We start from the raw sequence: 13,947 nt of genomic DNA on the forward strand, positions 1-13,947 counted from the left end.
TCCCAACCGATGTTGCAATTTGGTTTAGCAGGGCGTTGGGACGGATGTCCAAGGGGCGGGAATTGCGCAGCAATGTAGCGACTTGGTAGAAGCCGCAGGCTTTAAATCCGTCCCAACGGGCTAGTGTATGAGCAGTAGCGGATTAAAACCCACTAACTTTTCGGTTAAGCACTTACCTTTATTAATATTCATTTCATTTCAATTTAGCACCAAACCCGCTATTGCTTATACACATTGTTGGCATTTCGTTATTTTATCCATTCTCTTCAAATTCAGCAATATCAAAACTTTCTTTAGCTCTAAATTTCGCTTTCCAAATATCTTTTGTCAAAGTTCCTTCGTTTATTCCTCTTATAATTAATTCAGCCCAAGCATCTTGATAAACGTAGTCATCGTGAACTTCGTCATAGTGACAATAATTTGCATTAGTATCAAATGGGTCATCAATATTATTAGCACTTCCTGGTCTTATTCTAAAACAACAATATAGACACTTATGGTCGTAATGGTAAATTGTAAAATCTATTTCTGAATTCACTTTTGTAATTACATCACTTGGTTTTCTTCTTCCGGGATTAATTGCTTCTTTTTTGATGACCTTGTCCTTTATGATTGCTGTTACTTTTTCATAATTTTCACGGTCTGCCTCAGATATTGAATTCCAATTGACAAATTCTACTGCTAAGTCATTGCGATTAGTATTTGAAATTTTTGGCACTTGAATAAGCTTAATACTATATTCTTGAGTATTAAAAATTTCATCCGTTAATGAGTTTCTGTAAGTTTCAATAAAGTTTTTCAGTTCTTTAATCTCTTTTGATAATAATTTTTTGCTCGCTTTAAGTTGTGATTTTTTCCTAAGTCTGGAAAACTGAATAGAAAAAGATAAGCTTTCGTTTAAAGCATATTCCTCGCCAAAAAACTCTATCAAAGTATTTTCATAGTTATAAAGTAAAGATTGACATTCTCCAAATATCATTATTCCAACTTCGTCTCTGTCAATATGGCGATGTTCGATTTTATTTCTTAGTTTAATAAAGAAAGTCAAATTTGATTTTACGGAAGCTGGGATTCCTCCGTGTTTTGTTATACACGTTTTTAATTCCCAAGATTTTTTTTCTCCATCAATAGTTTGATATCTGCCATTAGAATTTTTGTAATAATATTTACTTCCAATTGTGTTATTAAAATGGGCGTGAAAGAGTCGAGTCCAAGCCATTATCATTTGAGTAATAAAACCCTCAACTCTAAATGGTGTTCTTGGTTTATTATAAATTTCCACTGCCAAAAGAGCTGATTCAATTGAGCTTTCAAGAGTCGATTTTGTTTTTCCTTTTCTTAATGTCATTTAGTTCTCAGCAGTTTTTCATAATGAATGCCAACGGATTTGTGTATGATTAGTGGCGTGTTCCACGCACTTAATTTAGCAAATAAAAACCGAATAGAAAATCCGAGAGGATTTCGTAAGTAAGCTCGAACCAGCCATTAATTATACACGGTGTTGTGTGTAGTTTTTTTATTCCGCTTATTGTTTTTCAAGGTTTTTCTTGATTCCGAGTTTTATTAAATTCAGAATTCCCAATGCTGGTAAATACATAAAAATTCCGATTATTAAATATGTGTAAGTTTTTCCTGCAACAAAACTGTCAAATTTAAAGTCCGCTGAATTCCATAACCAAGTCAGAAGTATTAAAATTAGTCCGATTACTCCTTGAATTATTAAGGTTTTATTAATTGTTTTTATCAGTCCGATAAAGTTGAAGGATTTCCAAAGTCCGTTTTTTCGAGCATTCCAAATTATTGGAACTCCGAAAAATATTATGACTAATATTGTTACAATTTCTATATCAGGAACAATCATTTTTTAATCTACTGCAATTATTAAATTCGGTTTTTCTCCTTGCTCTATTTTTCTATAATTGACAAAAGCTCCACACTCTAAAATAGCATTTAATAATTTAGGTTTATTTTCTTTTAGAAACTTTCCATTCTCAATTTGCAACAATGTTAGCTTTTCAGTCAATTCATCAACACAGTCAATCCAAGCATCCATATTTTCTCAGTAATAATCTGGAAAATTCAGTTCGGATTTAAATTCAGAGTGAAAAGAATTCCAATCAGTTAGTTTTTTACCATCGATTTTCAATGTTGTCATTTCGTTTTTCTCAAATTACACACAACGTGTTATATCAGAACAAATATATGTGTTTATCGTTTAATATGTAGGGATAACAGAAGTTTTGACCTGTTTTTTTAGGATTTTGTTAGCGCATCTAAAACCTCAATTAATCACTTCATAATCTACGAAGACACACCTCAAGCTAAGCCTTTCTTATTTTTCTAGAAATTGACTTCTTCAAGTCGGTTGCTGCCCTCTCCAAATTTAAAAAAACGACAGGCATTGAAGCCGCTTAAATCGTATCTGGAACCCTTTTTGGCCAACGTCTCTTCTGTTTCGGAATCAGACTCAAAACACACAACCCCGTAAATAGCATCCTGCCTACTATGGACGAAGGGATGTCTTTGCAAAAACCCTTTACTCGCTTCCCTAAGGCTATTTATCTTAAAAATAAACCCACTTCGGCCCACTGCCGTAAATCTGGCATTCCATTTCTTTTTGTACTGCAAAACGCCATCAGAGAGAAACGCACGGGACAAGCCCATGTCCATTTCCTTGTAGCCTTGTTCTGCCAAGTACTGGGCACAGAAAACATAGCTTGCCGAGGCCACGCCCGTTTTCCAATAGTCGGGGTCTGCATTTAGGATGCCTGTAGACCACAGGGTTGGTGTGCTGCCATGCTTGAGAATGATAGTGCCCGCAATAGCCTGCTCTTCCAAGGCTACCAATAGCAATTGTGCACCGTTAGTGGTGATTTCTGCCATCATTTTATCATAGGCCATAATTATAGCACGATCCTCGTGCCGTTGTGCCATACTAGACAAATACATCTGATGATAAAAATGATCGTATTCCGCAACGGTATTGGCCAGGCGGTAGTCTAGGTTATACTTGCGCATGCGCCGGGTATCATCCTTGGTGGAGCGGTTAGTGACTTTTAGGGGTATGGCTGCCTTAGCACCAAGCCACAAGGGAATGAAAAAATCGCTAGCACTCTGGTACCACCATTGCTGAAGGTTTTGACCTTCTATGAAGACCAGGTCGTACTGCACTTTGGTTCTGTGTATCAAACGTCGTAATGCCCAAAAGTTGTAGGTGCCCAAAAGCGTTTCGGAATGTTCACCACTGTAAATAAGATTGGCGATGTAATTTTTATGAACATCACGGCCTGCATAGATGACCGTGCAAGTGGTCTTACTTTGGAATTCCAAGCCACTGAGTTCCCACACCTCCGTTTTCCAGAAGGTAGATAAGGCCTTAAAAATAGTCTTCAAAAGCTGCATACGTCTAGCTTAGCATTTAAAAACGGATCTATCCGTTATTCTAACCGCTTAAAACTACATATAATCACTGCATTTTCTCCATTTTATTCGCCTAATAACGTCCTAATGAGGTTAAATTGTTTAGCGTTTATGATTTGATTGTATTTCAGAAATCAACTCTTTTTAATAATAAACCGATATGCTCAATTCAGGTTTTCGCAGCTGCGTGTAGTTTATGCGCAATATTAGTATCTTTAAGCCGGTTATTGTAAGCTAATCATATTCAGGCGACCTATGGAGGATACATTTTTTGAAAAGTTAAAGAAGCGAAGGGTATGGAAGACCATAGTGGCCTATCCTGCAGCATCATTTGTTATTCTTCAAGCGGTTGATTTCTTTATTTCCAAGTATGGCCTCAATCCCAAAGCCTTAACCTTCACCTTGATTCTATTATGCGGTGGCTTTTTTGTGGCTTTAATTTGGAATTGGCTGCACGGTGAGGTGGGTCATCAAAACTATACCAGGAAGGAAGGTTTGTCTTATGGTATAATTACCGTCTTTACCTTGGTTATGGCCTTTTATATTAACAGTAAGACGCCGACTACGGATTTGGTGTTGAATTCCATAAACCAAGAAAAGGCCTACCGTTTGGCGGTATTACCCTTTGAAGGGATTGCCGGGGATGCTACCCTAGACTACCTTGCGGAAGGTATCCCTGAAAACCTTATCAACCGTTTGGCCCAGAATACAAAGCTGCAATTGGTCTCCAGAGCCTCCTCTTTTATCTTGGATGCAAAGTTGCGAAGTGCTCAAGGAGTCTTGGAGCATTTAAAAGCCAACCTTATGCTCACTGGGCAGATTGAGCGTTTCAATGGCTCCCTTGTAGTGAATTGCCAGTTGATAGATACCGAAAACAATTCCCAGATTTGGGGTGAAAAGGTGGCCTACAACAGTGAGGATATTCTCGAGGTAGAAGAAAATATGGTAAACTCCCTCATTAGTACACTTCCTGAAAAATTTAAGAAAGCAGATGTCACATCTAAAGCTTGGAGCGATAATCCAGAGGCACAGGCACATTATATGAAAGGCAGAGCTTTAAGCTACGGATCTACGAGGGAAGAAGTTGAATCGGCCTTGGATCACTTTAGGGAAGCCATTAAACTAGACCCTAAATTTGTAGCGGCTTATGTGGCTATCGCCAATGAGCAACAGGTACAGGCCATGTTTGCGACCGACACGCGGTCAGAAATATTTAACGAGGCCCGCTTAGCCGTGCAAACCGCTTTGAGCTTAGACCCAAATTATGCGGAGGCCCATACGGTGGATGGGTCCATAAAATTTTATTTGGAAAGGGACTGGGAAGCAGCTGAAGCAGCGTATAAAAAAGCCATCCGTCTCGATGAAAATAATGCCACCGCATTGATACGCTATACGTTCTTTCTCACCACCTTTAAACGCTATGAGGAAGCTTTGGAGATGGCCCATAGGGCAGTAGTCCTTGATCCAATCTCTATTTCAAGCTTGCATAATTTAGGTTGGGCCAATCTGCTTGCTGGTAACTTTGCAGAAGCGGAAAAGGCTTTTGGTGACGCCTTGGAAATACATCCCAACTGGATATGGGGCTACATAAAACGCGGTTATGCACACGTGTATCAGAACAATTGCGAAGCCGCCTATAAGGATGAGGAAAAAGCCCGTGAAATGGTAGGGGATAGGGGCAGTGAGCTTCTCGAGTCCTGTTTAATATTTATTTTAAATCAGTGCAATTATGACGACTTAGTGGCCTCAGCGACGAAACGCTATTTTGATAAGTACAACAGCACCAATTATAAGGACCCCATGGCCATGGCCTTCGTTTACGCTGTAAACGAGAATTTTGAAGAAAGTTTACGTTGGCATCAGATAGCTATAGATGAAGAAACGACGGGTTTTTATCAATTCACCTTAGATTATGCTTATCCTAAGGAAATTCTAGAGGACCCTAGATTTAAGCAGATGAAAAAGGATTTGAAACTACCTCAATAATCCAAACGGTTTTAGTCTTTAGTCTGCTGCAAAAATTGAATCAGTTGTTTTACGGCTTTCCCGCGATGCCCAATAGTATTCTTTAAGGTTAAATCCATTTCAGCAAAAGTTTGCATGTATCCATCGGGTTTGAAAATGGGGTCATAACCGAAGCCTTTGTCACCCTGCTTTTCTAAAGTAATCTGTCCTTTGCAAATACCAGTGAATGTTTGGTGCACTCCATCGAGGTGCAGGGCCACTACCGTCTTAAACTGGGCTGCCCTAGAACTTTTGTCCTTAAGCGCGTGCAATAGTTTATCCATATTGGCATTGGCGTCGCGGCCGGGACCGGCGTATCGGGCGGAATAAACTCCAGGAGCACCGTCTAGGGCTTCTACTTCCAAACCCGTATCATCCGCAAAGCAGTCATAGCCGTAATTCGTCTTGATGTAATCGGCTTTCTGTTTGGCATTACCCGCAATGGTCAATTGCGTTTCGGGTATATCCTCATGGCAATCGATATCAGCAAGACTCAACAGTTGTATATGCGCTGGCAGTAAGTTCTGTACTTCCTTGATTTTGTTCTTGTTGTTGGTGGCGAAAACGAGTTGCATCAATACTAGTATCTATAAACGAACTTGTAGGATAATAGATTTTAGCTGTTGCTTCAAGTCTTCTCCAGAGTCAAAAATCATTTGCTCATTGGGTGGAAAGGGCACAGGTCCCCCTTGGGTTAAAACAACATCCTCATCATTTAAGGCCCTGTCATCGCCCCTAAAGGTGGCATAGATATTTTCAAAAATGAATCCACTTTCAATAGGAAATTGTTTTATAAGGGCATTGTTATTAACATCTAAAAACACTACCTGCCCTAAAATTTGTGACGATTTAAATTGCTGTACTTCAAATACCCTAGCACGCGCTTCGATAAACTTATCGATTTTAATGTCGTTGCCTAAACTGTCTTTCATCACATTACCGTTGCGGTCTAGTTGGTACTCCCAACCGTCCTTTACGCGTCTTTCCCTGAGGATTTCGCGTTCCTTCACTTGTTCTGGCGATAGGTTGATTTGTTGCAATTGCAATTGCATGGCATAGTCAAACGAGTCTTGAGGGGAAATTTCGGAATGATAAGCCGTCCAAAACTGATCTAAGCCATAGGTATTAAAATCGAGCAAAGCATCTTCAAGACGTCTCGGTATAACCTGTTCGGTATTATTTTCAATAGTCACTATAACATGGGCTATACCGCGCTCATGGGCTTCTGCCATAAGTGCTCGTGTTTGTTCATAGTTAGGATTGACTCGCTCGATATAGCTTAAATCTGAATGGGCTTCCCTTATGGCCACTTTATCGTCTAACTCCAACAATGCAATGGCTTTTTCATATAAAAAATCGGAAACGTTTTCCTTGGCGACTATGATATTGTGGTCGTAATTTTTAAACTTAAACCGCACCTCCTTTTCATCCACGTAAAGCGGGAGTAAGGGTTTAATACTTTCTTGTCGCAAATCAAGGGCCACGTAGGTTTCGTAGATTCTTTTGTAATATTCAGGATTGTTTGATGCCTTTAACCCTGAAATGGCATCAATGTCCCTGGCATTGGCCTTATCGTAAGCATCTTTTAGGAGCACAATGATATCTGCCTTGCGCCTAGCATCCTTATTGGTTCTTAATTTATCAACGGCATTGGCTATAGCCTGATTGTAGTTTCCGGAGTTAAGAGCTTTTTCCACTTGGCGTCTTGTACTGCAAGACAAAATGGAAATTGTTAATAGGGCAAGAAGTAATCGACGTATCATAAGCGTAGGTTTTAGGGTTGCAAAATAAGTTTTTTTCAGAAATCGTGCCAAAACCCAAGGATTTTAAATGAACCTATTTTTAATAGAGTCTTCTAAACCCCATGGAATTGGCCTCAAAATGAAATATAACAGCTAAGCTACTACTCCGTAACAAAGTTAGTATGGCTCATAAAACAGGATAAAACTTAGTTATTTAGGGTTGGTTGTAAGCTGCTCGTTTAGATGTGAATAGACGGATGTGGTTTTTGAAATGATTTTAAACCTATAGTTTTAGAATATATTTATGATAATTATCAGTTATAAGATTTAATGAAAGGCGTATATTAGAGGTAGAAATTAGTAATTAAAAATAAGATAGACTATGACGGTAAATTTTCAGTATGTCAATACGGACGTTAGTGAAGCCTTATCAGCTTTTACAACAGAACGACTAGAAAAATTGGCAAATAAATTTGAATTTATCATTTCTGCGCAAGTGTACATTAAGCATGATGACAATAAGCACGATGCAGGTAAAATTTGTAATATAGAGTTGAGTTTACCGGGCCCACGGATCTTTGCGACGTCCAATGAGCGCACCTATGAACTTGCGGTAACGGAAACCATTAACGATTTAACAAGACAATTAAAAAAGCGCAAGCAGACTTATAAAACACACTAACATACATAAAAAACGTTCCGACGTTTTATACCAGAGGGTTTACTGTTTTTCATCCGTGATGATAGGGTTCATTTCTTAAAATAGTAAACCCCCTGTATAACTGTTCTACAAAGAACAATCGTACCATCTGGTGGGAAAATGTCATTTTAGAAAGGCTTAGTTTTCCATTGGCTCTTTGGTAAATCGCATCCGAAAAGCCGTATGGGCCGCCAATAACAAACACCAACGATTTAATTCCTGAATTCATATACTTCTGTAAGTCATTGGCAAAAGCAACAGAGGTCAATGCTTTACCACGTTCATCTAAAAGCACAAGCACCTCTGGGTTTTGTACCTTTGAAAGAATAAGCTCGCCTTCCTTCTCCTTTTGTTGTGCTTCAGAAAGGTGTTTGGCCTTTTTTATGTCTGGTAAAACCTCAAATTCAAATTTAATATAATGGCCCAAGCGCTTTTCATAATCTTCTATAAGCGTTTGAAGGTTAGTATTGTCGGTTTTGCCTATGGCGAGGAGTTTAATCGTCATAATTTCAAAGTTATGTTTTTTTAGAAATTGACACTTGGATTTTCAAATATTTATCCTTCAATTCCTATTTTTACCTTAAATATCCAATCTATGATTTCCCAGGAGCAATTCAATCATGAAATAGAATTAATTATTGCCAATGCCATACGTGAGGACGTTGGTGATGGTGATCATAGCTCCTTGGCCTGCATCCCAGCTTCGGCCCAAGGAAGAGCTAAACTTTTGGTCAAGGATAAGGGTATTATAGCAGGTGTAGAATTTGCAAAGCAGGTATTTGCGCATGTGGACCCCACTCTGAAGGTTGAAACTTTAATTGAAGAGGGGAGCGCAGTAAAACATGGCGATGTCGTATTTTACGTTGAAGGAGCGTCGCAGTCTATACTCAAATCGGAACGTTTGGTGTTAAATGCCATGCAACGTATGAGCGCTATTGCTACCAAGACCAAAAAATTTGTGGATTTACTGGAGGGAACGGGTACTAAAATATTGGATACTAGAAAAACCACACCAGGTATTAGAGCTCTGGAAAAATGGGCGGTGAAGATTGGTGGCGGCGAGAATCATAGATTTGCCCTCTATGATATGATCATGTTAAAGGATAATCACATCGATTTTGCAGGTGGAGTAACCAAGGCCATTGAAAAAACAAAGCAGTATTTGAAGGATACAAATAGAGATCTAAAAATTATTGTTGAAGCGCGCGATCTTAATGAGATTCAGGAAATTTTGAACTGTGGTGGCGTGTATCGTATTTTGATAGATAATTTTAATTACGAACAAACGAGAAAGGCTGTAGAGCTCATAGGTGACCAATGTTTAACCGAATCTTCAGGAGGTATAAACGAGCATACGCTGCGCAAGTATGCTGAATGTGGCGTGGATTATATTTCATCCGGTGCCTTAACGCATTCGGTGTATAATATGGATTTAAGTCTGAAAGCCGTATAGATGTCAAAACCCATAGAAGATAAATTAGATAAAATCCCCATCCTCAATTTGGTGGTGCGTTTCTTTAAGCGCATCCGATTACCAGGGTTTGAAGGCTTGTCCATTTACGATTTGCTTGAATTGTATGTTATGGGAATTGTAAAAGGTGCCTTAACTACGCGCGCTAGTGCCATAGCCTTTAGCTTTTTTACGGCTATTTTTCCGTTTTTGTTGTTTGTGATCATTCTTATGCCTCATATACCTATTGAAGGTTTTGAAAAGGAATTTTTAGAGTTTTTAAATTCGTTTTTACCACCACAGACCTCGGATTTTTTCTTCTCAAATATTTTTGAAAACATAAGTAAAGGCGGAGAGGCAGGTTTGATTTCATCGGTATTCGTATTGTCCATGATACTTATGGCAAACGGTGTTAATGCGGTGTTTTCGGGTTTTGAATATTCCTACCATGAGCAGCTCAGCAGAAATGTATTTCAACAATATTTATACGCTCTTGGGGTGGCATTGATTCTCGCTATTTTGGTGTTGCTGACCGTTGCCGTATTTGGGTATTTTCAAATTTATATTATCCAACCGGTCTACGAAGGTATAACAGGAGACGTCCTGGAGATTAATTCTGATTACATTTGGATTCTCATTGCCAAGTACATGTTTTTTGTTTTAATGGTCTATTTGGCAACAGCCACCTTGTACTACTTTGGGACCAAGGAGGGAAGGCAAACCCGTTTTTTTTCAGTGGGAGCACTCCTCACCACCTTATTAATTATATTAACCTCTTATTTATTTGGAGTGTATATTGACAATTTTTCACAGTATAATGAGCTCTATGGATCCATTGGTGCATTGCTGATTTTGTTATTGTATCTTTGGTTAAACTCCAATATCTTATTGCTGGGTTATGAATTAAACGCCACGCTAAGGCAGTTAAAAAATCAAATTTAAGTGATGACAAAGTTTAGCTATACTCTTATATTTATGTTGGCCACATCCTTGCTAAGGGCACAGGATATTACGGGCAAATGGAAAACCATCGATGACGAAACCGGAGAAGAAAAGTCCATTGTTGAGATTTATGAATCTGATGGTAAGATTTACGGTAAAATTGTTGAGGTTTTAAACCCTAAAAAGAAAAATCCCGTATGTGATAAATGTGAGGGTGAAAACAAAGGAAAGCCTATTGTGGGCTTGCAGATTATTGATGGGCTTAAAAAAGATGATGACGTGTATAACGACGGTAATATATTAAACCCAAGCAATGGCAAGGTCTACAACTGCCGCTTAAAAATCGATGAAGACCCAAACACCTTGCAGGTGAGGGGCTACATAGCGTTTTTCTACAAGACCCAATATTGGAAACGGGTTAAAGAGTGACGCACTACCTCGATGTCATATTGCCTATACCGCTACAAAAGGCCTTTACCTATCATATAACCGAGGCTGAAGCAGATTTTATAACCACCGGTATACGTGTGGCAGTACCCTTTGGGAAAAGCAAGATTTATACGGCACTCGCCTATAAAGTGCATAATAAGGCCCCAACAGCCTATGAGCCTAAGACCATTCATCAAATCTTGGATGAAAAACCCATTGTTACGGAAAAACAACTGAAACATTGGGAGTGGATTGCCGAGTATTACATGTGCAGTCTTGGCGAGGTATTGCGCGCTGCTATGCCAAATGCCTTCATCTTGGAAAGTGAGACCGTGCTTAGTAAAAATGAAGGTATTGATATTGCGGATACCAGCTTAAAGGATGATGAGTTTCTCATTTATGATGCCCTACAATACCAATCGTCCTTAAAGATTGAAGACGTAATTTCCATTTTAGATAGAAAACGGGTATTGCCCGTTATTAATAGCCTGGTTGAAAAAGGTGTGCTCCAATTGCAAGAGGAGCTCTATGAAAAATATCAGCCTAAATTAGTGCGCTATGTAAAATTACGAGAGGAGTACAGGTCGGAAAATCAGTTACAAGAACTTTTGGCAGACTTAAATCGCGCCCCAAAACAGCGTGATGTTATTATGACATTGTTCGCCATAGAGACCGCGTTACATAAACCAATAAAAGTGTCAGAGCTGGTAGAGCGAAGTGGAGCGTCAACGGCTATTGTAAAGGCCTTGATAGATAAGGAGGTGTTAGATGAGTATTACATCCAGACCGACCGGACCCAATATGAAGGAAAAGAGGCGTTGCGTCTAGAATTAAGTACGGAACAAAAACAGGCTTTAAAAGCTATTGAAGATTGTTTCTTAGAAAAATCGGTCACTCTATTGCACGGTGTAACCTCCTCTGGCAAAACGGAAATTTATGTTAAGCTTATTGAAGCGCAATTGGCATTAGGCAAGCAAACACTCTATTTATTGCCTGAAATTGCCTTGACCACCCAATTGGTTCAACGATTGCAAGCTTATTTTGGAGAAAAAGTGGCTGTGTTTCATTCGCGATACTCTGGGAATGAACGGGTAGAGGTGTGGAGAAATTTACTCGAAAAGGCTGATAAGGCCCAGATTGTAATCGGTGCCCGATCGGCCCTGCTTTTGCCATTCTCTAACCTCGGTCTAATTATTGTTGATGAGGAACATGAGCAGTCGTACAAACAATTTGATCCCGCACCGCGCTATCACGCCAGAGATGCTGCCATAGTCTTAGCCAATTACCACAAAGCCAAGACGCTTTTGGGGTCGGCTACGCCGAGTTTAGAGTCTTATTTTAATGCGAGTGAAGGCAAATATGGACTTGTTGAATTGAATATTCGCTATAACAATGTGTTGCTTCCAGATATTGAGCTTATTGACCTAGCGGATAAATACAAGCGCAAACGTATGAAGGGTCATTTTAGTGACCGATTGATAGAGGAAATGCAAGAGGCCTTGGATGATGGCTTTCAGATTATCTTATTTCAAAATAGAAGAGGCTTTTCGCCCATAGTGGAGTGCCTTACCTGCGGTACTTCACCACAGTGCCCAAATTGCGATGTCAGCCTTACCTATCACCAATATAGGGACCAACTCCGATGTCATTATTGTGGCTATAACACGGTAATGATAAAGAATTGCCAGGCTTGTGGTAACGCTACTATGGATACCAAAGGTTTTGGTACGGAACAGATTGAATCGGAAGCTAAGGTGCTTTTCCCAGATGCAAATGTAGCACGGATGGATTTGGATACCACACGCGGTAAATTTGGTTTTGAAAGGCTCATTTCAAAATTTGAACAACGAGACATTGATATTTTGGTGGGTACCCAAATGTTAACTAAAGGATTGGACTTTAGATTTGTAAAATTAGTTGGTATCATGAATGCGGATAACCTTCTCAATTTTCCTGATTTTAGAGCCCACGAAAGGAGTTACCAATTGATGTCGCAAGTGTCGGGTAGGGCAGGTAGAACGGATATTAGAGGTAAAGTACTGATTCAAACCTATAATCCACACCACAAAATACTGCAACAAGTTTCTACCAATGCCTATAAGGAGATGTATATGGAGCAACTAAACGAGCGCTATAACTATAGATATCCTCCTATCTTTAGGTTGATTAGGATTACGCTAAAACATAAGGACTACAATAGGGTGAATATGGCCTCGGATTGGTTTGCTAAATCCTTGCGCCAAGTGTTTAAGACCCATGTTCTAGGGCCGGAGTTTCCCCCGGTTTCAAGAATTAGAAATCGTTTTATTAAAAATATTTTGGTAAAGATTCCACCAGGTCAGTCCTTGGGAAAAACAAAAGAGGCCATCGCTAAAATAGACAGCAGCTTCAATGCTGTAAAGGATTTTAGGGCTGTTCGGGTAATTATCAACGTAGATAATTATTAAAAAAGTATCCCGTTAGAGGAACGGGATACCTAAATTTTTGTGAGTTGGTATAATTCTGCCGAGATATATAAAGTTTGGGGATTTTACATATTATTTAAGGCATCCACCAATTGTGTCTTTTTATTTCGACTTAGTGGAATCTCATAAGCACCAACTTCAACATTTTTACTGTTAAAGCGATCTATTTTATCTAAATTCACAATATATGATTTGTGAATCCTTAAAAACTTACCTTCAGGTAATTCCTTTTCAAACGCCTTCATCGTTGATAATACAACCAGGCTGTTTTCTTCTGTTACGACCTTGACGTAATCGCCCAAAGCCTCAATCCATTTTATATCCTTAATGTAAACTTTACGTTTTTTAAGGTTACTTTTAACGAAGATGTGCTCGCCATCAGTTTCGTTAAAATCTAGTTTCAATTTGTGCTGTTCAATAGCTTTTTCGACAGCGGTATTGAAACGTTCCTTTGTGATTGGTTTTTGGAGGTAGTCCGTAGCATCGTAGTTAAATGCTTTAAAGGCGTATTCGGTTTTACCGGTAACAAAAATAATTTGGGGTTTGTTGTTGAGGACATCTAGGAGTTCAAACCCATTTAAAACAGGCATTTCTATATCTAAAAAGATAAGATCAACCTTATGGGTATTGAGGCCGTTTTTTGTCTCTAATGCACTGCTGTACTCCGCAATAAGGTTAAGTGAAGAATGATTCTCAATTAACTTTACTATAGAGAGGCGCTGAATCGCAGAATCATCAACAACTACACAGTTTAAAGTCATAACATTACATATTTATTAGGTTAAGATATCGACA

General features: G+C 39.0%; 15 protein-coding genes. 6 read left to right on the forward strand and 9 right to left on the reverse strand.

Annotated elements, in window-relative coordinates:
- Nucleotides 1–253: 253 nt before the first annotated feature.
- The 5 genes from CA834_RS03280 to CA834_RS03300 form a co-directional block, all read right to left on the reverse strand.
- On the reverse strand, nucleotides 254–1,348 hold the full coding sequence (locus CA834_RS03280; protein WP_094967254.1) for a DUF3644 domain-containing protein: 1,095 nt from the start codon (nucleotides 1,346–1,348) through the stop codon (nucleotides 254–256).
- A 177-nt stretch (nucleotides 1,349–1,525) separates the two neighbouring features.
- Nucleotides 1,526–1,861: a hypothetical protein gene (locus tag CA834_RS03285; RefSeq protein ID WP_094967255.1), complete on the reverse strand. Its 336-nt coding sequence runs from the start codon at nucleotides 1,859–1,861 to the stop codon at nucleotides 1,526–1,528.
- 3 nt (nucleotides 1,862–1,864) lie between these two features.
- Complete coding sequence (locus tag CA834_RS14815) at nucleotides 1,865–2,053, reverse strand: hypothetical protein (protein WP_094967256.1); 189 nt, start codon at nucleotides 2,051–2,053, stop codon at nucleotides 1,865–1,867.
- Nucleotides 2,054–2,059: 6 nt separating this feature from the next.
- Nucleotides 2,060–2,155 (reverse strand): barstar family protein, encoded by a 96-nt coding sequence (locus tag CA834_RS14820; RefSeq protein ID WP_094967257.1) that lies wholly within the window; start codon nucleotides 2,153–2,155, stop codon nucleotides 2,060–2,062.
- A gap of 185 nt (nucleotides 2,156–2,340) precedes the next feature.
- The gene (locus tag CA834_RS03300; protein WP_094967258.1) at nucleotides 2,341–3,402 is read right to left on the reverse strand and encodes a GNAT family N-acetyltransferase; all 1,062 of its coding nucleotides are present in this window, start codon (nucleotides 3,400–3,402) and stop codon (nucleotides 2,341–2,343) included.
- A 273-nt stretch (nucleotides 3,403–3,675) separates the two neighbouring features.
- On the opposite strand from CA834_RS03300, the gene CA834_RS03305 reads away from it, so the two are divergent.
- On the forward strand, nucleotides 3,676–5,406 hold the full coding sequence (locus tag CA834_RS03305) for a tetratricopeptide repeat protein (RefSeq protein WP_094967259.1): 1,731 nt from the start codon (nucleotides 3,676–3,678) through the stop codon (nucleotides 5,404–5,406).
- Nucleotides 5,407–5,417: 11 nt separating this feature from the next.
- Here CA834_RS03305 and CA834_RS03310 read toward each other — a convergent pair whose 3' ends face one another.
- Both CA834_RS03310 and CA834_RS03315 read right to left on the reverse strand, forming a co-directional pair.
- A complete protein-coding gene (locus CA834_RS03310; RefSeq protein ID WP_094967260.1) occupies nucleotides 5,418–5,999 on the reverse strand; it encodes a non-canonical purine NTP diphosphatase in 582 nt (193 codons plus the stop codon).
- 12 nt (nucleotides 6,000–6,011) lie between these two features.
- The gene (locus CA834_RS03315) at nucleotides 6,012–7,187 is read right to left on the reverse strand and encodes a hypothetical protein (RefSeq protein ID WP_240507434.1); all 1,176 of its coding nucleotides are present in this window, start codon (nucleotides 7,185–7,187) and stop codon (nucleotides 6,012–6,014) included.
- Nucleotides 7,188–7,548: 361 nt separating this feature from the next.
- On the opposite strand from CA834_RS03315, the gene hpf reads away from it, so the two are divergent.
- On the forward strand, nucleotides 7,549–7,848 hold the full coding sequence (hpf, locus tag CA834_RS03320) for a ribosome hibernation-promoting factor, HPF/YfiA family (RefSeq protein WP_094967262.1): 300 nt from the start codon (nucleotides 7,549–7,551) through the stop codon (nucleotides 7,846–7,848).
- Nucleotides 7,849–7,897: 49 nt separating this feature from the next.
- On the opposite strand, the gene rlmH is transcribed toward hpf, so the two are convergent.
- Nucleotides 7,898–8,371 carry a 23S rRNA (pseudouridine(1915)-N(3))-methyltransferase RlmH gene (gene rlmH, locus CA834_RS03325; protein WP_094967263.1) on the reverse strand — a complete coding sequence of 158 codons (474 nt, stop codon included), beginning with the start codon at nucleotides 8,369–8,371 and terminating at the stop codon, nucleotides 7,898–7,900.
- Between the two features lie 90 nt (nucleotides 8,372–8,461).
- Between rlmH and nadC the strand changes: the two genes are divergently transcribed.
- Genes nadC through priA form a run of 4 tightly spaced genes read left to right on the forward strand, consistent with a single transcriptional unit; the run spans nucleotide 8,462 to nucleotide 13,134 of the window.
- Entirely contained in the window at nucleotides 8,462–9,319 is an 858-nt protein-coding gene (gene nadC / locus CA834_RS03330) for a carboxylating nicotinate-nucleotide diphosphorylase (protein ID WP_094967719.1), read from the forward strand.
- Nucleotides 9,320–10,258 carry a YihY/virulence factor BrkB family protein gene (locus CA834_RS03335; protein ID WP_094967264.1) on the forward strand — a complete coding sequence of 313 codons (939 nt, stop codon included), beginning with the start codon at nucleotides 9,320–9,322 and terminating at the stop codon, nucleotides 10,256–10,258. It abuts the gene before it with no gap.
- Nucleotides 10,259–10,261: 3 nt separating this feature from the next.
- Entirely contained in the window at nucleotides 10,262–10,687 is a 426-nt protein-coding gene (locus CA834_RS03340) for a DUF2147 domain-containing protein (protein ID WP_094967265.1), read from the forward strand.
- Complete coding sequence (gene priA, locus CA834_RS03345; RefSeq protein ID WP_094967266.1) at nucleotides 10,684–13,134, forward strand: replication restart helicase PriA; 2,451 nt, start codon at nucleotides 10,684–10,686, stop codon at nucleotides 13,132–13,134. The genes CA834_RS03340 and priA overlap by 4 nt, the downstream gene beginning before the upstream one ends.
- Nucleotides 13,135–13,217: 83 nt before the next feature.
- Here the strand turns inward: priA and CA834_RS03350 are convergent, their stop codons facing one another.
- Nucleotides 13,218–13,913: a LytR/AlgR family response regulator transcription factor gene (locus tag CA834_RS03350; RefSeq protein WP_076620930.1), complete on the reverse strand. Its 696-nt coding sequence runs from the start codon at nucleotides 13,911–13,913 to the stop codon at nucleotides 13,218–13,220.
- Nucleotides 13,914–13,947: the final 34 nt, after the last annotated feature.

The sequence above is a fragment of the Winogradskyella aurantia genome (assembly GCF_002266855.1).
GTDB classification, from domain to species: domain Bacteria; phylum Bacteroidota; class Bacteroidia; order Flavobacteriales; family Flavobacteriaceae; genus Winogradskyella; species Winogradskyella aurantia.

Coding starts and splice junctions, on each gene's coding strand:
- CA834_RS03280 (WP_094967254.1), bottom strand. CDS start 1,348: ATGACATTAAGAAAAGGAAAAACAAAATCGACTCTTGAAAGCTCAATT.
- CA834_RS03285 (WP_094967255.1), bottom strand. CDS start 1,861: ATGATTGTTCCTGATATAGAAATTGTAACAATATTAGTCATAATATTT.
- CA834_RS14815 (WP_094967256.1), bottom strand. CDS start 2,053: ATGGATGCTTGGATTGACTGTGTTGATGAATTGACTGAAAAGCTAACA.
- CA834_RS14820 (WP_094967257.1), bottom strand. CDS start 2,155: ATGACAACATTGAAAATCGATGGTAAAAAACTAACTGATTGGAATTCT.
- CA834_RS03300 (WP_094967258.1), bottom strand. CDS start 3,402: ATGCAGCTTTTGAAGACTATTTTTAAGGCCTTATCTACCTTCTGGAAA.
- CA834_RS03305 (WP_094967259.1), top strand. CDS start 3,676: ATGGAGGATACATTTTTTGAAAAGTTAAAGAAGCGAAGGGTATGGAAG.
- CA834_RS03310 (WP_094967260.1), bottom strand. CDS start 5,999: ATGCAACTCGTTTTCGCCACCAACAACAAGAACAAAATCAAGGAAGTA.
- CA834_RS03315 (WP_240507434.1), bottom strand. CDS start 7,187: ATGATACGTCGATTACTTCTTGCCCTATTAACAATTTCCATTTTGTCT.
- hpf (WP_094967262.1), top strand. CDS start 7,549: ATGACGGTAAATTTTCAGTATGTCAATACGGACGTTAGTGAAGCCTTA.
- rlmH (WP_094967263.1), bottom strand. CDS start 8,371: ATGACGATTAAACTCCTCGCCATAGGCAAAACCGACAATACTAACCTT.
- nadC (WP_094967719.1), top strand. CDS start 8,462: ATGATTTCCCAGGAGCAATTCAATCATGAAATAGAATTAATTATTGCC.
- CA834_RS03335 (WP_094967264.1), top strand. CDS start 9,320: ATGTCAAAACCCATAGAAGATAAATTAGATAAAATCCCCATCCTCAAT.
- CA834_RS03340 (WP_094967265.1), top strand. CDS start 10,262: ATGACAAAGTTTAGCTATACTCTTATATTTATGTTGGCCACATCCTTG.
- CA834_RS03350 (WP_076620930.1), bottom strand. CDS start 13,913: ATGACTTTAAACTGTGTAGTTGTTGATGATTCTGCGATTCAGCGCCTC.